Here is an 18,088-nt window from a genome sequence, read left to right on the forward strand (position 1 = left end):
GCCGCATCAGCCCATCAGCAGCATCGCGCCCGCCACGAGCGCCATCAGCGCCGTTCCGCCCCAGCCGAGCGCGAGCAGCCAGCCGCGAATGGCGAACGACCCCATCACCTTGCGGCTCGCGGCCAGACCCACCACGAGCGCCATGATCGGCACGGCGAGCACGCCGTTGATGACCGCGCTGAGATAGAGCGCCCTTACCGGCGAGACGGGCAGCACGTTCATCACCAGGCCCGCGAGAGTGGCGGCGACGATCATGCCATAGAAGGCACGCGCCTCGCGGGGACGCCGGTCCAGCCCCGTCGGCCAGCGCCGCATCTCCCCGACGGCATAGGCCGCCGATCCGGCCAGAACGGGCACGGCCAGCAGCCCGGTGCCGATGATGCCGAGCGCGAAGGCCGCGGAAGCGAAGCGACCCGCGAAGGGACGCAGGGCCGAAGCCGCCTCGGCGGAGGTCCGGATGTCGGTGACGCCATGCACATGGAGCGTGGCGGCGGCGGTGACGAGGATGGCCAGCGCGGTGAGATTGGAGAACCCCATGCCCATCATGGTGTCGATCCCGATCCGGCGGAGCGCGCGCGGCCCCTGGGCCGGGGCGTCCAGCAGATCGGCGCGGCGGGGAAAGACGTGCAGGTCCTCCACCTCTTCCGACGCCTGCCAGAAGAACATGTAGGGGCTGATCGTGGTGCCGAACACTGCCACGACGGCCGTCACCCGCCCCATGTCCCATGGCCCCGCCGGCCAGAGGAGGCCGGTCAGCAGCGTGCGCCAGTCGATCGGGACGCAGAACAGCACGCCCGCGTAGATCAGCAGCACGGCGGCGAGCCATTTCAGCACGGAGACGTAGCGCGCATAGGCGATGCAGAGTTGCATCAGCACGCAGAGCAGCGCCAGGACCACCACGACCGGCGCGCGCGGGACGGGAAGGAGCAGGCCGACGGCGTCGGCCATGGCGCCGAGATCCGCGCCGAGATTGATGGTGTTGGCGACGAGCAGCAGCGCCACCGCGCCGCCGCCGACCCATGGCGGCGCGTAGTCCGCCAGCGTTCCGGCGACGCCGCGGCCCGTCGTGCGTCCGATCCGGGCGGAAATCTCCTGGATCGCCACCATGAACGGGAAGGTCAGCAGCAGCGTCCAGCCCAGCCCGTAGCCGAATTGCGCGCCGACCTGCGCGTAGGTCGCGATGCCGCTCGGATCGTCGTCCGACGCTCCGGTGATCAGCCCCGGTCCCAGCACGCGCAGAAGACGCGGACGGGACGGTCCGACGACGGGACTCGGTTCCTCGGGGTCCGCCTGAAGGGTCATGTCCGGCTCCGGAGACTGGTTTCCGCCGCCGCGATGGCGACGTGCAGCGCGTCGTACAGCGACTCGTCTCCCAGAACCGGAAGAATGCGGTGGCGCTGCATGTCCGCCCGCAGCCAGACGCTCACCCGCCCGAAATACAGCACGATGCCGTTGTCCCGCAGGCGCGAGACGAGTTCCCTGAGCATGACGGCGGCGCTGTAGTCGAGATCGGTGATCGCGCTCGCATCGACCACGACCGCGCGCACGGGATGCGGGGCGGAGGCGATCAGCGAGGTCAGATCGGCCTCGAACCTGTCGCAATTCGCATAGAAGAGATCGGCGCCGAAGCGGTAGATGATCAGCCCCGGCGCGGTGTCCGTCCCGGGCCGGCAGTTCATCGCCTCGTAGCCAAGATGCGGGCCGCGCGGGACCAGTACCGCCGTATGCGGACGATAGCTGTGCCGCACATGGCGGAAGAGCGACAGCATGATCGCGACCAGCACCCCCTGCTGCACGCCCACGCCGACGACGACGGCGGCCGTCACGAGCGCGAGCGCGCACTCGCCGGGGCTCTCGCGCCGGATCGCCAGGAGGCTGCGCAGGTCGATCATGTCCAGGCCGATGACGAAGACGATGCCCGCCAGCACGGCGCGCGGGATGAAATGCAGCGGGGCGGTGGCGAAGAGCAGCACCAGGGCGGTGACGAGCGCGAAGACGATCTGCGCCCGCTGGCTGCGCGCGCCGGCGCGCAGGGCGACGGAGGTCTTGGTCGGGCTGCCGTTGACGATGAAGGCCCCGCTGAACGCCGCCGCCGCATTGGCGCAGGCGAGGCCCAGCAGGTCGGCATCCTCGTCCAGCGTCTCGTGGAAACGCTGGGCGTAGGCGCGGGCCGTCGCCGCGCTCTGGGCGATGACGACGAAGACGCAGGAGGCGGCCACGGGGGCGATGGCCAGCGCGTCCTTCCAGGAGACCAGCGGCAGGACCGGGCGGGGCAAGCCGCCCGCGACCGGGCCGATGGTCTCGATCCCGCGCGCCGAAAGACCAAACTGCGCCTCCGCCACGATCCCGCCGATCACCAGCAACAGCCCGGCGGGGACGCGCGGCGCATACCGCCCGGCCAGAAGCAGCAGGACAACGGTGCCGCCGGCCAGCGCGGCGCTCGGCCCGTGCGCCTGCGGGGCATGCATCAGCGCGTCCCGGAGTTGACTCAGCGAGGCGTTGCTCGTCTGCGGCAGGCGGAGCATGTCATGCAGCATGGCGATGGCCACCTGCACCCCGACCCCGCTCAGGAAGCCGACGAGCACCGTGACGGACAGGAAATCCGCCAGGAATCCGAGGCGGAACAGCCGCGCGATCAACAGGGACGCGGCGGCCATCACCGTCGTCGCGGCGACCAGTTCGATATAATGCGCGCTCGCCGGCGGGGCGAAGGGCGCGAGACCGCTGGCGAGAATCGCGGCCGTCGCCGAATCCGCCGCCACCACGAGGTGACGCGAGGAGCCCACGCAGGCGAAGACGACGAGCGGGAAAAGGGCGGTATAGAGCCCGGTCACGGCGGGCATGGCCGCGATGCGGCTGTTGCCCACCACCGCCGGCAGATTCATCGAGGCTTCGGAAACGCCGGCGAGAGTTTCGCGCCACCACGAAGCGCGGGGCGAATCGGGCGTTCCGGCAGGCGTGGCCGTGTCGGTCATGCACTGCTCATAGCGCAGACTCCGCCTGTCCTGTCATCCCGCCGCGACGCGAATAAAATTTTCCTCATTCCCGAAGAACCGCAAACCCCGCGCTCTTCCATGTCGTTGATGCAACGGTGCACCCAGAGTTGGACATGAGGAGGTTTCATGCGCAGGACAGTGACTATCAGTGCGGTGGTGGCGCTCGCCGCCCTTGCGGGCTGCGAATCGACGCGGGCGCTCGTCACGGAGAAGGAGGACCATCTCGCGGCGGCGGGCTTCATGGTGCAACTCGCCAACACGCCGCAGCGCGCCGCCATGCTGAGCCGCCTGCCCGCCCATCACTTCCTGCGGCGCGTGCATGGAAACGATCTGCATTATGTCTATGCCGATCCGACCGTCTGCGACTGCCTGTATGTCGGCACCCAGGCGGCCTATGACCGCTATCGCCAGTATCAGCAGCAACATGCCCTCGCCAGCGAGGAGCAGATGGCGGCGTCGGATTATCAGGATGCGTCGTGGAACTGGGGCATGTGGGGGCCGTGGGGACCGGGCGACGGCTTCGGCTATGGTCCGGGCTGGGGAATGGGCTGGTAAATCATCGACCTGCCACGGTGCCTCCCGAATCTCGACACATTCCGGGGCGACTCTCCGGTCGCTCCGAGAATGGGGAGGGATGACAGATGCGACCGACTGCCTATGCGATCGTCACCATCAGTTGGCTCATTGCCATGGCGATCTTCTGAGAGAGAGAGTTTCGGGCGCGGGTGAGGCGATCACCCGCGCATAAGTCCGGCTTCCGGCGACGAGCGGAAGCCGGGAAAGACCTGCGCCAGCGCCGTGCGGCCCAGGCCCAGATGATCGCGCAGCACGCCGCATGCGATCGCGCGCAGGTCCGTGGTGGGGGCGAGATCCCGGTTCTCGAAAAGCTGCCCCTGCCGCAAACCCGGCCAGGTGCCGCCGACCCGCCCGCCCGCGACGGAGCCGCCCAGCAGGAAGGCGATCGTCGCGGTGCCGTGATCCGTGCCGCCCGTGCCGTTCATCCGGACCGTGCGGCCGAATTCCGTCATCACGAGCACCACGCTACGTTTCCAGACCGGGCCCAGCGCGTCGCGGAGTGCGGTGATGCCGGAATCGAGCTGGGACAAGGGCCCGTTCAGCCGCCCCTTCTGTCCCGCATGCGTGTCCCAGCCGCCGATTTCCAGCGCCGCGACGCGCGGACCCTTCGGATCGGCCAGCAGCCCGCCCGCCGCATGGGCGAGAATCTCGAAGCTCCCCGGCTTGCGGTTCTTCTGATCGCCCTCCATGCCGGGAAGCGGCGGAACGCCCGCCAGCGTCGCGTCCGAGAATCCCCGCGCCTTGAGGCCGTTGCGAATCGCCGGGCCGGTCAGCGGGTCGGCGGCGTTGAGTGCTGCGATCCGGGCATAGAGCGCCTCGTCGGGATGACGCCCGCCGGCAGGCGCGTAACTGCCCACCCGCGTCGGGCCGCGCAGCAGCAGGGGCACCGTCAGCCCCATGGCGAGGCCGACGCCGTCCGGCCGTCCGGCGTCGCGTCCCGCACTCGGCATCGCCTGCACGGCGCGATTCAGCCAGCCGCTGGTCAGCCGCTCATCGGCGCCGCTTTCCAGATAATCCTGCGCCTCGAAATGCGAACGGCTGCGGTAATGCCCCGCCACGGCGTGGATCGGCAGCATCTCGCCCGCGGCATAAAGCCGATGCAGCCCCGGGAGCGCGGGGTGAAGGCCGTAGAACCCGCCGAGATCGAGCAGGCCGCCTTCGCGTCCCGGCTCGGGCGACAGCAGGCCCTGCCGCCATCCCGCGAGAGCGGGATCACCATAGGGCACCACCGCCGCCATTCCGTCCAGCGCTCCACGCAGGATGACGGCGACGAAACGCGGATCGTCGGGACCGGACCCGCGGGTTCCGAGCGCGAGGCTCGACCGTCCGAGCATCCAGCTCGCGGTCAGTCCGAGAAAGGCGGTACGGCGACGGATCAGCATGTCAGCGCCTCTGGAATTCGGGTGAGGTGAAGAGCAGGGTCAGCGCCTCGCGGCGCGACCCCGCATGACGGATCGCTTCAAGCGTGGGCCTGCGCAGGGCCGGCCCCAGCACGTCGCGCGCCAGTTCCGGCGGATCGACCTCGGGGGCGATCGCGGCCAGCCGATAGGCCCAGTCCACCCGCGCGATCATGTCGGCCGGCGCGGTCCAGTCCGCCGCCTTGTCGCTCCAGCCATTGGGCAGCGGCGCGGCCCAGAGCGGCTGGCCGAGCGAGGACAGGACGTTGGCGAAGAGCTTCGGCGGCGCGTGCCCGTTCTCCGGCGCGATCGGGCCGAAGCCGAGATCGAGCGCGCGCAGGGTCGCCGCGCCGTACTCCATCGGCGAACGGAATTTCCGCCCCGGACGCCGCGCCGCCGGCAGATCCCCCAGCGCCAGCGAGGCCGCCTTCAGATCGCCGCCCGTCTCGTGGAGCACGGCCGTGATTCGCGCCACGTCGGACGGTGCGGGCTCGTCCGCGATGAAATGCGTGACCAGCTTCAGCGCGATGTGGCGGTAGGTCGCCGGATGGGTGCCGAGGAACTCAAGCGCCATCAGCCCGCCTTCCTCGCCCTCCGGAAAGCTGCGGCCCATCAGCATCTTCTCCCCCGGCTCATGGGCGTTGGCGCGGAAGACGAAGCCCGGCCGCGCCGCTTTCATGTCCACGCCCCAGCCGGTGAGAATCGCGGCGAAGCGCGTGACATCCGCCTGGCTGTATCCGGCGGCGGGCGAGACCGTGTGCAGTTCCAGGCATTCCCGCGCGAGATTCTCGTTCAGCCCTTTGCGGCGCCGGAGCCCGGCGCGGCTGTCCGGCCCGATGGAGCCCGTATTGTCGAGATACATGAGCATGGCGGGGTGGCGCATGACGGCGCGCAGCATGTCCGCGAAGCGCCCCGTGACGTGCGGGCGGATCGCCTCGCGCATATAGGCGCCGATGACGGCCCGCGTCCCGCCCTGCCGGATGCTGACGGTGAAATGGTTCATCCAGAACCAGCACAGGCGGTCGCGGAAGGGCTGGTCGGTGGTCAGGACGTGGCCGAGCTGACTGGCCACCTCCGCCTGGAAGACCGGCTTGACCAGCGGATCGCCCTGCATCTTCTCCATGCGCTGCGTCCGCAGGGCGATCAGCCCGTCCGCCGAATCGCCGAGCCCCGGGAAGCGCGCGCCGTCAGGGGCGGCAAGCTGGTCGGCCAGCCACTGGCGCGGGTCGTCGGGCAATCTCTCGCCCCCGCGGCGGCCCCATCCGAAACCCGCGACAAAGGGTGCACCCAGCATGGTTTCATCTCCCCGCCTGTCGTCATGGGGGATGATAGGGTCGCAAAGGCGGCGGAAGAGGGGCGGAATTGTATCCGAGTTTCGGGAAGTGTCTCGCACTGACTTCCGGCGCTCTGCGCCGCATCCGCCAGAGGGCGGTCGCCCTTGGGGAAACCCGCGACGTCAGACAGGCGAGGCCCGGGAGCCTCAGGCTCCCGGCGGGTTCGGGCGGAGCCGGAACGTCGTTACACGCCGTCGATGGCCTGCCGGCCCAGCGCCGGGTCGTCGGTGAAGAATCCGTCCAGCCCCATATCGAGATAGCGGCGGATCTCGGCGATCATGCCTGCCGGATTGCGCGCCGCCGGGTCGTCCCCGTTGCGCAACTGGGCCGGCAGGAAATAATTCTCCGGCCGTGCCGTCCAGGAATGAACCAGCAGCCCCGCCGCATGGGCGTCGGTGATCAGGCGGGTCGGCTCCAGCCACGCGCCGTTCGCATCGCGCGGGATGAGGCTCGTATTGGCGGGGCCGATGACGTCGGCGAAGCGGCGCACCTCCGCCAGCCCCTTCGGCGTCATGAAATCGCCGAAGGTCGTTGCCTGTCCGGCGGCGGCCAGATCCGGCACGGGCCAGCGCGCTTCGCCCATCAGGAAGAGCAGCCGGGCCTGCGGGTTGATCGCCAGAATCTTCTCGCGGATGGCGCGCAGGTTGCTCGCCTCGAAGGACTGCACCTCCAGCGGGGCCTGCCGCGTGTGCTCGTGCGCGGCGATGGTGCGGAGAAAGAGCGCCTCCGGGTCGAAACCCAGACGGTGGAAATGGGTGGAGTTCTTGATCTCCGGGATCAGGCCGAAGACCTTGCCGCGCGCCGCGGATTCAGCGGCCGCGAAGTCGATGACCTCCTCGAAGGTCGGAACGTCGAAATGCCCGTCATAGCGCGTGTTCTGCGGGCGCAGACGCGCCAGACGTTCCTTCGCGCGCAGGGTCTTGATCTCGGCTAGGGTGAAGTCGGTGGTGAACCAGCCCGTCTCCGGCCGTCCGTCGATCGTCATGGTGCGGCGGCGGGCGGCGAATTCGGGATGATCGGCCACATCCGTCGTGTCCGCGATGTTGCTTTCATGGCGGACGATGAGCACGCCGTCTTTCGTCGGCACCAGATCGGGCTCGATGAAATCCGCGCCGTCCGCCATGGCCTTGGCGTAGGAGGCGAGCGTGTGCTCCGGTCGCAGGGCGGAGGCCCCGCGATGGGCGAAGAGGAGCGGGCGCGGCGCGAGCGAGGGCGCCGCTCGTCCGGTGCAGGGCGCGGCGAGCATCGCGCCGCCTAGACCCATTGCAAGGCGTCGTGTCAACATTCGCATGTCCTCGGGCGTGTTCCGGTTTGAATTTGACTGCCGAGGGACGACTGTCCCCCGGAGACCTCCTGTCCTGAAAAAGCGAGGTCCGGGAGCGTGCGGCTCCGGACGGGTTCGGGCGGAAGACGGAAATCGAACCGGGACATGATATTCTCTTTACCAGCTCGCGCCCAGGGTGAGGAAGAACATGCGCGGGGCGATCGGAAAGGCGGAGAACTGGCCGGAGTTCTGCGTCGTGCTGACGGTGGACCAGCCCTTCTCGTCCGTCAGGTTGGTGATGTTGCCCTGGACGTGCAGCGCCGGAATATGCGGGATGCCGTGGATCGTGTAGCCCGCGTTCACGCTGAACAGGGTGTAGGGGTTCGCCCACATGTCGTTGGTGTAAGTGGTGTAGCGCTTGCCGTACGTCTGGCCGATGAACTGCGCGGTGAAATCGCCCCAATAGGTCGAGCCGACGAATTTCTCCGTCCAGTCCGGCGTGCCGGTGACGTTCATGCCCGCCGTGTGGACGACACTCGAGCCGCTGGCGTAATTGTCGTTATAGATCGACTTGTTATACGAGAGCGCGTTGTAGAACGAGAAATGCGGGCCGAACTGCATGGTGAAGGAGAAATCCATGCCGTCCGTCGAGACCGAGCCCACATTTGCCAGCGTCGTCGCCGAGCCGACGATCCAGGAGAGCGTCTTGGTGGTCGCGATGGCGATCAGGCGGTTCGAGAAATGGACATGGTAATATTCGATCTGCCCCTGAATGTCGGTGAGCGGGCCGAAATGCAGGTGGTGATGCGAGCGCAATCCGGTCTCGTAGGTCCATGAGGTCTCGGGCTTGCCGGTCTTCGCGAAGAGGTCGAAGGCCGCCTGGCTCGTGGCGCCCCAGGGCGTGGCATTGCCATACCCCGTCGCCTGGAAGGCGCGCATGTTCTCCTGGATATTGGCGAACCATTGCTCGTTCGGCGTGATGTTCCACAGCGCGCCGAAGGACGGGAGGAAGGGCCGCACGGCCGCCACCGTTCCGCCCGGCACGGTCACGGCGCTCTTGGGCGAGAGCGAACCGGGCTTGCCCGCGACGGGCAGCGTGCCGTTCGTATAGACGAGTTCGGACTTGAACCCGGCGGAGAGGGTGAAATTCTTCGAGACTTTCCAGCTGTCCTGGAGATGCGTCACCCAGGTATTCGTATAGAAATTATTGGTGTACTGGTCGATCAGCGCATTCTGCTGGCGGTCATAGGGCGTCGTGGGGTCGCTGAAGCTGAACGGATACCACCGCCGCGCCTGCGTGTTGTTGTTGCGCTCGTACCAGCCGCCCAGTTCGAGATGATGGTTGCCGAGTTCGTAGCGCAGGGTGGAGATCACGCCGCCCCGGTTGTCCCAGTATTCCGTCGTGCGGGTCGCGAGATTGGAGCCGCCGAAGACCTGGTTGAGATTCTGGTTCGGGAAATAGGCCGAGAACAGCGTCGGCAGTCCGGCCGCCGTGATCGGACCGGCCACCACGCCCTCGCCGAGATCGTGGTGATAGTAGAATCTGTTGTCCCAGTGCAGATGGCTGGAGAAATCATGATTCCAGGAGAGATAGGTGAGGTAATCCTCGCGTTGCGCCGCGCTGTAATAGTTCCGGTAGTTGAGGCCGGACGCGATATAGGCACTTGAGTTGTTGTAATAGCTCTTGGCATAGTTCACGTCCGGATACACGAAGGGACGGACATACGTGCCGTAGCCGTTCGGCAGAACGATGGAATCTTCATTGGGTTCGACCTTGTTCGACCAGTCGAAGAACCATGTCAGCTTGTCATGGCTGGTCTGGTGCACGAATTTGGCGTTGACCTGGTTTCCGCCCTGATGCCCGGCGAAATCCCAGGCCCGCGCATCCTGTCGCGCCCATGAGATGTAGGCCGAGTTGCCGTTGCCGAAATCGCCGGTATCGACCCGCGCGAAGGTGCGGAAGGTGGACCAGCTTCCGAAGGTCTGCGCCAGTTGGCCGCCCATCTTGTGCTTGGGGTCGCCGGATTCGAACTGGAGCGTGCCGCCGAGATTGGAGGTCGAGGCCGTGCCCAGCGCGCCCGCGCCGGTCGCGACGGAGGCCGAGGCGACGTTCTCGCTGATGATCGCGCGCTGCGGCGTCAGGCCGTTGTAGTTGCCGTAGGCCTGATCGCCGAGCGGGATGCCGTCCAGCGTGAAACCGAGCTGGTTCTGGTTGAAGCCGTGGATGAAGAGCGAGGCGTTCTGCTCGTTGTTGCCCCAGGGATCGGCGTCGTTATAGACGACGCCGGGCAGGATCGAGAGCGCCTTGATCGGGTTGATGCCGGGCAGGATGCGCTGCATTTCCGCATGGCCGACGCTCTGCTCCGAGCGCGTGCGGCGGGCGGTGGCGATGATCTGTTCGCCGTCGCCGCTGGCTTCCACCGCATCGACGCGACGGCGCTGCGACGCCGTGCCCGGCCGGGACGCCGCCGGCAGGGCTGTCGCCGGGCGGTTGGAGGCGGTCGGCGTCTGCCGCGCCGCGGTTCCCGACGCATGGGGTTTGTGATGGCGCGTCGCGGCGACACCCTGCGCGACGAGCATCAGCGTGACGACGGGAGCGGTGGAAAGCAGAAGGGCGGCGCGGCGTTTGGTGGGAGGGATCATTGGCGCGTCGGGTTCCATATGTCGGGTTCGAAATGAGAAACCGGAAACTAGGGGCGCGCCTCCCTGTTGTGTGTGAAGCTTGAATGAAACAAATAATTCGTTTTCGTTGCAAAAGAGGGGCCGCGAAACGGGAACTGGAGGCACGGGTTTGACGTGTCGCGCCGGAGTGCGCTCTGATCGGCGGATGTCAATCTCCACAGGAACGAAACGCTTATGACCGCGCTTGACGCCGCCCTCGCCAGCCTTCCCGAACGGTATCCCGGACCCGGCGGCGCGGCGGCGGTCATCCATGAGGGCCATGTGATCGAGGCGCGGTGCTGGGGTTACGCCAATGCGGAAACGCGCCGTCCCTTCACGCGCGGCACGCTGTTCCGCATGTGCTCGATCACCAAACAGTTCACCTGCACCCTGCTGCTGGATGCGCTGGACGATCCCGCCGTGCTGGACCCGCTGATCGCCGCGCGGCTGCCCCTGCTGCGCGAGCCGCCGCCGACCACGCTGCATCTGGCGCATAACCAGTCCGGCCTGCGCGATTACTGGGGGGTGGCGATGCTGCACGGCGCGCCTGCCGAATCCGCTTTCGGCGATGTGGAGGCGCGGCGTGTGATCGCGGGCACGCGGACGCTCCAGTTCCGTCCCGGCACGAGCTATTCCTACGTCAACCAGAATTTCCGCCTGATTTCCGACGCGCTGGAGGAGAAGCTGGGCCGGAGCTTCGGCGAACTCCTGCGGGCGCGGATCTTCGATCGTTTCGGCATGGCGACGGCGTTCCTCGCCGCCGAGACCCGCGCGATGCCGGATTCGACGGAAGGCTATGAAGGAAGCGAGGCGACAGGCTTCCGTCCCGCCGTGAACAATGTGTACTGGACGGGCGATGCCGGGCTGGGCGCGAGCCTCGACGACATGATCGCCTGGGAACAGGCCATCGACGCGCAGCGCGACGATCCGGAAGGGTTCTACAACCGCCTCAGCGCGCCGACCGTCTTCGCGGAGGGCGCTCCGGCGCCGTACGGCTTCGGTCTCGTCCATTCCCGCCTCTTCGAACGGGAGGCGACCAGCCATGGCGGCGCGCTGCGCGGCTGGAGGAGCCACCGGCTGCACATCCCTTCCGAACGTCTCTCGGTCGTGGTGCTGTTCAACCATATGAGCGAGGCCCATAGCGCGGCGCTCAAGCTCGCCGCCGCCTTTCTCGATGCGTCGCGCCCCGCCGTCGCCCCGTCTCCCGCCGAGTCCCGGCTGACCGGGACGTTCCTCGAAGAGGAGACCGGCCTCGCCGTGCGCGTCACGCGCGGCGCGCGCGGGGTGTCGGTTTCCTATCTGTACGGCGCGGAAACGCTGGAGGAGATCGGACCGGACGAGGCGGGACGCGACGCGACCCGGCTGACCCTGGCCGACGGCGTGGTACGGATGCATCGCCCGCAGGAAAACCGCACCAGCCTGCTGCGCCGCCTGCCCGACGCGCCGAACGCTCGCGACATCGCGGGAGTCTATCGCTGCGCCGAACTGGAGGCGGATCTGGCCGTCACCGATGCGGGCGGCGCGCTCTATGGCGGATTCTCGGGCATGCTCGGGCTCGGCCGCATGGAGCGGCTGCAACCGCTGGGCGGCGATGTCTGGCTGTTGCCCTGCCTGCGCGCGCTGGATCACTCCCCGCCGGGACACTGGACGCTCGCCTTCAACCGCGATGCGTCCGGCGTGGTGACGGGCGCGCGGGTCGGCTGCTGGATCGCCCGGAACCTGCTCTTTGAACGGAGCCCGTGACAGGCGCGGCGCGTGCAATGATTTGACGGGACCGCCCGAAATTTCGCATCATGCCGGTGCGGACTCTCACACCCCGCCTGCACCTCCGGCCCATGCGTCCGGCGGACGGCAGCGCGGGGTGTTCGCGTTTCGCGTCGCTGCAACTTCTTTCCGGGCCTTGATGCCATGATTCCCGTCCTGATGCCGACCTTCAAACGCGCCGACCTCGCCTTCGAGCGGGGCGAGGGCGCCTGGCTGTTCGCGGCGGACGGGCGACGATTCCTGGATTTCGGCGCGGGGATCGCCGTCTCCTCGCTCGGCCATGCCCATCCGGGGCTGATCGCCGCCATCGCGGAGCAGGCGGGGCGCGTCATGCATGTCTCCAACCTCTACCGCATTCCGCAGGCGGAGGAGCTGGCGGCCAAGCTCGTCGCGCATTCCTTCGCCGACAGCGTGTTCTTCTGCAATTCCGGCGCGGAAGCCAATGAGGGCATGGTGAAGATGATCCGCCGGGACCAGGCCATGCGCGGCCATCCCGAGCGCACGCGGATCATCTGCTGTGACGGCGCGTTCCACGGGCGCACGCTGGCGATGCTCGCCGCCACCGGCAATCCGGCCTATCTGGAGGGATTCGGCGAACCCGTGCCGGGATTCGACCATGTGCCGTTCAACAATCTCAACACGCTGCGCGCCGCGATCACGCCGGAGACGGCGGGGATCATGGTGGAGCCCGTGCAGGGGGAGAGCGGCATCAAGGTCGCCGACCGGCATTTCATGCAGGGGCTGCGGCAGGTCTGCGACGAGTTCGGCCTCGTTCTCGGCTTCGACGAGGTGCAGACCGGCATGGGCCGCACGGGCAGGCTCTTCGCGCATGAATGGTACGACGTGAAGCCGGACATCATCTCCGTCGCCAAGGGAATCGCGGGCGGTTTCCCGATGGGCGCGATCCTCGCCACGGAGGAGGTCGCTTCCCACATGACGCCCGGCACGCATGGCACGACGTTCGGCGGCAATCCGCTGGCCTGCGCGGCGGGCAACGTGGTGATGGACGAGCTGCTGAGCCCCGGCTTCATGGAGCATGTGCGCCGAACCGGCGAGGCGCTGGGCGGGATGCTGGAGCAACTGGTGCGGGACTGGCCGGAGGTCTTCTCCGATGCGCGCGGCATCGGGCTGATGCGCGGCCTGCGCTGCGTGCCGCCGCTGGCCGACGTCATGCAGGCCGCGCTGCATGAGGGGCTGCTCGCCGTCTCGGCGGGCGACAACGTGCTGCGGCTCGTCCCGCCGCTGATCGTCACCGAGGACGAGTGCCGCGACGCCTGCGCCCGCCTCGCCCGCGCCGCCGCGGCGCTGGCGGACAAGGCGGGAGGCATGGCCGCATGAGCGCGGCAGCGAAACGCCCCTCCGCCGGCACAAGGGCGGGAGAGCCGATCCGTCATTTTCTGGAAATGCGGGATATCGACGCGCGGACGTTGCGAGAGATCATCGATGTCGGCGCGGCCGTGAAGCGGATGCAGCACGGGCGCGCCCATCCGCTGCATCCCGCCCGCCCGCTGGCCGGGCGCGCGCTGGGCGTCATGCTCTCGAAACCCTCGACGCGCACGCGCCTCTCTTTCGAGATCGGGATGAAGCAGCTCGGCGGCGAGGTGGCCGTGCTCTCGCCGGGGGAGATGCAGCTCGGGCGCGGGGAGAGCCTCGCCGACACGGCGCGCGTGCTGTCGCGTTTCCTGGACGCGCTGGTGATCCGCACGGGCGACGCGGCGCAGATGAGCGAACTGGCGCGCTGGAGCACGATCCCCGTGATCAACGGGCTGACCCCGCGCTCCCATCCGGTGCAGATTCTCGCCGATGTCATGACCTATGAGCAGCATCGCGGCCCGGTGGCGGGCACGCGCTGGGCCTGGGCCGGAGACGGCAACAATGTCGCCGCCTCGCTGATCGAGGCCGCCGCGCGCTTCGGTTTCGCGCTCACGCTCGCCACGCCGGAATCGATGACGCCCGATCCGCAGGTGCTGGCCTGGGCGCGGGCGCAAGGCGCCGACATTGAGGTCGTGCGCGATCCGAAACGCGCGGTGACGGATGCTGACTGCGTGGTGACGGATACCTGGACCAGCATGTCGGATCAGGAATCCGAAGCCCGGCTGGACGCGCTGCGCCCCTATCAGGTGAACGCGGCGCTGATGCGGCTTGCCCGCCCCGACGCGCTGTTCATGCATTGCCTGCCCGCCCATATCGGGGAGGAAGTGACGGAAGACGTGTTCGAGGGCCCGGCGTCCGTCGTGTTCGACGAGGCGGAAAACCGCCTGCACGCGCAGAAGGGACTCCTGCTCTGGGCGCTCGGCGGCGAGGACTGGAAAGCCGCGGCGCGCGAGCCGCGGCAGGGATGATGATCGAGACGCCCGCCTTTCTGGACACCAGCCGCCCGGACGTGCCGGATCTCGTCGTCTCGCGCGGCGTCATTCCCTTCCATCTGGCGGGAAGCCCGGTGCGCGGGCGGCTGATCCGCCTCGGGCCGCTCGCCGACGCGCTGCTGTCGCGTCACGATGCGCCTCAGGCCGCGCTGGCCCTCGCGGGCAAGGCGCTGACCCTGATCGCCGGGATGAGCACGGCGCTGAAATTCCAGGGCTCCTATTCCTTGCAGATCAAGGGGGATGGCCCCGTGTCCCAGCTCGTCGCCGACTGCACGGAGCGCGGCGATCTGCGCGTGTATCTGCGCGCGGAGGGGGAGGCGCCGTCCTCCGCCCCGGACGCCGCTCTCGTGGGCGCGGGCTATCTCGCCTTCACGCTGGATCAGGGGGCGGAGACGGAACGGCATCAGGGCATCGTCGCCATTACGGGTGAGTCGCTGGCCGAGATGGCCATGCATTATTACGAGACGAGCGAGCAGCATCCCTGCTGGATTGCGCTCCACGCCGCCCGGCGCGACGAGGGGTGGCAGGCGGGCGGTCTGGTGATCGAGCGCATCGCCGGCGAAGGCGGTCTCACACCGGCCGCCGACGCCGCGCAGGCGGAGGACGACTGGGCCACCGCGCGGATTCTCGCCGCCACCGTGACGCAGGATGAAATCCTCGACCCCGCCCTGGACGGCATGACGCTCATCAACCGTCTCTTCGGCACGATGGACCCGCGGATCGACCGGCCGCGCGCGCTCGCGTTCGGCTGCCGCTGCTCCCGCGCCCGGCTCTCCGCCCTGCTGGCCACCTTTCCGCGCGACGATCTCGACCATATGGCGGAAGAGGGAACCATCGTCATGACGTGCGAGTTCTGCAACGTGCACTTCCGCTTCTCGCGCGACGAGGTTGCGGGCGCGCCCGGCCCTGCCGCGTGACCCGTGAACGGCAGCATGGAGTCGTCGATGACCGCATCCGGCCCCGGAGATGTCCCCTGGGCCCTCCTTGAGGGCGTCACGCGGGACGGCAAGCCCGTCGCGCGGCTGTACGACCAGTGGGAGCCCGGGCTGGCCGTCCGGATTTCGGGGGAGGCGCTGGGGCTGATTCTCCGCGACCGGGACTCCGGCCGGGAGACCGTCTGGTATCTCGACGAGACCCGCGCCGTCCGGGGCTGTCATATCGAGGCCCTGGAGGGGATGAGTCTCGACACCGCGATGGGGCCGATCGCCGCCTCGCTGGCGGAGCTTGCAGTGCACAGCCTCGCGGGCACGCCGCGCCCGCCGCCGCTTTTCCTGCCGGAAGCCGCGACCTGCCTTGCGTCGCAGATCGCCGCCGCATGGAGCGTGCGTCACTTCGCCGGCATGACGCTGCGCTCCGTCGCCGAGGCGCGGAGCAGTGACGGGCTCGCCGCCTCCGGCCCCGCTCTCGACACGTCCGCCGTCCGGCGCCTGCTGGAGACGCGGCCCGGCGCCGCCGCGCGCGTGCTGCTCTCGCCCTTCGACGACACGCCCTTGCGCGCCCAGATCACGATCGCGGTCGAAGGGTTTTCCGTCCATCGCTTCCATGCCGAGGCGCAGGACGCCGCCTTCTATCTGGCGTGGCCCGAACGCGAGACGGCGCAGCCGTCCGGGCTCGCTCCCGTTTTTTTCTGCCCCGCCGCCCGGCTGGTCATCGCGGATCACCCCGATGCGGTCATGCTGCCGGGGCGGCTGCTGGGCTGGTATCTGACCCACCCGGCCCATGTCCGGTCGATCGCGGAAGCCGCGAGCTTCGACGCCAGGGAATACGGGCTCGGCCACGCCTCCGCGCTGGCCTCGCCGCCTTCTCCCGTCGAGGCCGGTCTCTCCGCCGAGGCGAACGGCCCCTCGCCGATGCAATCGCGCTCCGCCGCGTGGGATTTCCTGCACGAAACCGGCCTTGCCGCCCCGGTCCCCGATTCCGCGATGCCCTCGCCGTCTCGCCTCGGCCCAACCGGCGTCATGGGCAGGTTGCGCGGGATTTTCAAACGACGACACGACTGACAGAAGCCGCCTTCAGCCCCCGAACCGCACGCCACGACAGAGAAGCCCGAGACCCATGCCAGCCCTCACCTTCGCTCCCGCCTTCGTCCGCCGCTGCCGCTTCCTCGTCGCGTGTTGCGCGCTGCTTCTGCCGCTGGGCCTCGCCTCCTGCGCGGATGACGAGGCGGAGCAGAATTTCCCGCCTCTCACCTATACCTATCTCTCCCAGCTTCATCTCAATGTCGGGCGGATCGGCATCGTCGACCAGTCGCCGCCCGGCACGGTCCCCGGCGATATTTCCGCCAAGTCGCCGGTCCCGCCGCAACAGGCGCTGGAGGAGATGGCGCGTGACCGGCTGATCGCGAGCGGCGTGGAAGGGAGCGCCACCTTCACCATCACCCGCGCCTCCATCCTCCATGAACCCGGCGGCACGCTTCAGGGCGATCTCAACGTGCAGGTCTCCATCCTGACCCCGACGGGCGCGCCTGCCGGCTATGCCGAGGCCCATGTCAGCCGCACCATGAATCCGGGCGACCGCGATCCCGAATCACGCGCCGTTCTCTATGATTTCACGTCGCAGATGATGCAGGACATGAATGTCGAGCTGGAATACCAGATCAAGAAGACCCTGCATGACTGGCTGGTGGACGCCACCGGCGCGCCGCTGGACCAGACCATCCAGCAACAATCCCTGACCTCCTCGACCCGGGACGCGGCCGGCGCTTCTCCTGCCGGCGAAACGGCGGCTCCGGTCCCGGCCATGCCCGAGGCGACGCCTGCCGAGACCGCCAGACCGGCGGCTTCAGCGCTGCCGGATGCGGTCTTCCCGACCGGCGCGCCCGAAGCCGCCCCGTCCCCGTCCGACCAGTCCGCGACACAAGATGCGGCGTCCCAGACCGTCGCGCACTCCCCGAAACCCGGTACGCTCGCGCTCCCCGCATCGCATTGACGGCGTCTCACCCGTCCGCATTCAGCCGCCAGTCGGCCTCCTTCACGGCGTCGTCGGCGATCAGCATGGCCAGCAGCCGGTCCAGCCCGGCGGGACCGCCTTCGCGGGGCAGAAGGGTGGTGCGCAGGGTGCAGTCCATCTCGTCCCGCGTGGTGATGCTGGAGCGCTCCACCTGATGGCCATGCTGGCGCATGGTCGTTTCCACGAGGGCTGCGATCCGCAGGGCGGCGTCGCGGGTGACGGTGGCGGTGATGAGATAGCCGCTGTCCATGGTCTTCGTCTGGACCGGCAGCCGGTTGATGAAACGCACCACCGGGCGCAGGAGCGTGTTGCCCGCGATGACGAAGAAGGTCAGCAGCGTGGCTTCCGCCACCATGTCGCTGCCGGTGCAGGCGCCGACGGCGGCGGAGCACCAGAGGGTCGCGGCGGTGTTCATGCCGCGCACGTTGACCCCTTCCTTGATGATCGCCCCCGCGCCGAGGAAGCCGATGCCCGACACGACATAGGCGATGACGCGCAGCGATTCGACATCGCCCGCCAGACGCTGGGCGAGATCGACGAAAGCCGCCCCGCCTAGAGCGACCAGAGCGTTCGTCCGCACGCCGGCGGTGCGCTGGCGGTACTGGCGTTCCGCGCCGATCAGCGTGCCGAAAAGCAGCGCCGTGAACAGACTGACGCAGCTGTCAGCAAAGGAGTGGGGATCGAACGTTTCGATGAAGCGCATGAGCGCCTCCCTTCTTGCCGTCGGGAGCAGGGCGGGGTGCGGGGCTTGTCCTTAGCGGCTCGGGTCAACTCTGCCAAT

The 18,088-nt window shown here is 68.5% G+C and carries 14 protein-coding genes; 7 read left to right on the forward strand and 7 right to left on the reverse strand.

What is annotated here, in order from left to right; translation table 11 throughout:
* Window positions 1-6: 6 nt before the first annotated feature.
* Window positions 7-1,302: an NRAMP family divalent metal transporter gene (locus EDC31_RS04930; protein WP_042057586.1), complete on the reverse strand. Its 1,296-nt coding sequence runs from the start codon at window positions 1,300-1,302 to the stop codon at window positions 7-9.
* On the reverse strand, window positions 1,299-2,975 hold the full coding sequence (locus EDC31_RS04935; protein ID WP_042057584.1) for a SulP family inorganic anion transporter: 1,677 nt from the start codon (window positions 2,973-2,975) through the stop codon (window positions 1,299-1,301). Before EDC31_RS04935 ends, EDC31_RS04930 begins: the two co-directional genes overlap by 4 nt.
* 147 nt (window positions 2,976-3,122) lie before the next feature.
* On the opposite strand from EDC31_RS04935, the gene EDC31_RS04940 reads away from it, so the two are divergent.
* Window positions 3,123-3,551 carry a hypothetical protein gene (locus tag EDC31_RS04940; RefSeq protein WP_042057582.1) on the forward strand — a complete coding sequence of 143 codons (429 nt, stop codon included), beginning with the start codon at window positions 3,123-3,125 and terminating at the stop codon, window positions 3,549-3,551.
* A gap of 179 nt (window positions 3,552-3,730) precedes the next feature.
* Here EDC31_RS04940 and EDC31_RS04945 read toward each other — a convergent pair whose 3' ends face one another.
* The 4 genes from EDC31_RS04945 to EDC31_RS04960 all read right to left on the reverse strand — a co-directional run bounded on the left by EDC31_RS04945 (window position 3,731) and on the right by EDC31_RS04960 (window position 10,210).
* Window positions 3,731-4,954 carry a DUF1501 domain-containing protein gene (locus EDC31_RS04945; RefSeq protein WP_042057579.1) on the reverse strand — a complete coding sequence of 408 codons (1,224 nt, stop codon included), beginning with the start codon at window positions 4,952-4,954 and terminating at the stop codon, window positions 3,731-3,733.
* 1 nt (window position 4,955) lies between these two features.
* Window positions 4,956-6,263 (reverse strand): DUF1800 domain-containing protein, encoded by a 1,308-nt coding sequence (locus EDC31_RS04950; protein WP_081797508.1) that lies wholly within the window; start codon window positions 6,261-6,263, stop codon window positions 4,956-4,958.
* A gap of 224 nt (window positions 6,264-6,487) precedes the next feature.
* Window positions 6,488-7,588, reverse strand: a complete 1,101-nt coding sequence (locus tag EDC31_RS04955) for a glycerophosphodiester phosphodiesterase (protein WP_042057577.1) — start codon at window positions 7,586-7,588, stop codon at window positions 6,488-6,490.
* A 156-nt stretch (window positions 7,589-7,744) separates the two neighbouring features.
* Entirely contained in the window at window positions 7,745-10,210 is a 2,466-nt protein-coding gene (locus EDC31_RS04960; RefSeq protein ID WP_042057575.1) for a TonB-dependent receptor, read from the reverse strand.
* Window positions 10,211-10,423: 213 nt separating this feature from the next.
* On the opposite strand from EDC31_RS04960, the gene EDC31_RS04965 reads away from it, so the two are divergent.
* The 6 genes from EDC31_RS04965 (at window position 10,424) to EDC31_RS04990 (ending at window position 17,286) form a co-directional block, all read left to right on the forward strand.
* Window positions 10,424-11,971 carry a D-aminopeptidase gene (locus EDC31_RS04965; RefSeq protein ID WP_042057573.1) on the forward strand — a complete coding sequence of 516 codons (1,548 nt, stop codon included), beginning with the start codon at window positions 10,424-10,426 and terminating at the stop codon, window positions 11,969-11,971.
* Window positions 11,972-12,136: 165 nt separating this feature from the next.
* Window positions 12,137-13,330, forward strand: a complete 1,194-nt coding sequence (locus EDC31_RS04970; protein WP_042057571.1) for an aspartate aminotransferase family protein — start codon at window positions 12,137-12,139, stop codon at window positions 13,328-13,330.
* Window positions 13,327-14,334, forward strand: coding sequence for an ornithine carbamoyltransferase (argF, locus tag EDC31_RS04975; protein WP_042057569.1), 1,008 nt, complete (start codon window positions 13,327-13,329; stop codon window positions 14,332-14,334). The genes EDC31_RS04970 and argF overlap by 4 nt, the downstream gene beginning before the upstream one ends.
* Entirely contained in the window at window positions 14,334-15,275 is a 942-nt protein-coding gene (gene hslO, locus EDC31_RS04980) for an Hsp33 family molecular chaperone HslO (RefSeq protein WP_042057614.1), read from the forward strand. Before argF ends, hslO begins: the two co-directional genes overlap by 1 nt.
* A gap of 27 nt (window positions 15,276-15,302) precedes the next feature.
* Window positions 15,303-16,358: a hypothetical protein gene (locus tag EDC31_RS04985; protein WP_132126932.1), complete on the forward strand. Its 1,056-nt coding sequence runs from the start codon at window positions 15,303-15,305 to the stop codon at window positions 16,356-16,358.
* A 55-nt stretch (window positions 16,359-16,413) separates the two neighbouring features.
* Window positions 16,414-17,286, forward strand: a complete 873-nt coding sequence (locus EDC31_RS04990) for a hypothetical protein (protein WP_052511803.1) — start codon at window positions 16,414-16,416, stop codon at window positions 17,284-17,286.
* Between the two features lie 7 nt (window positions 17,287-17,293).
* On the opposite strand, the gene EDC31_RS04995 is transcribed toward EDC31_RS04990, so the two are convergent.
* Window positions 17,294-18,010: an MgtC/SapB family protein gene (locus tag EDC31_RS04995; RefSeq protein WP_042057566.1), complete on the reverse strand. Its 717-nt coding sequence runs from the start codon at window positions 18,008-18,010 to the stop codon at window positions 17,294-17,296.
* Window positions 18,011-18,088 lie beyond the last annotated feature (78 nt).

The organism is Acidomonas methanolica (assembly GCF_004346035.1).
In the GTDB taxonomy this organism is placed as follows: domain Bacteria; phylum Pseudomonadota; class Alphaproteobacteria; order Acetobacterales; family Acetobacteraceae; genus Acidomonas; species Acidomonas methanolica.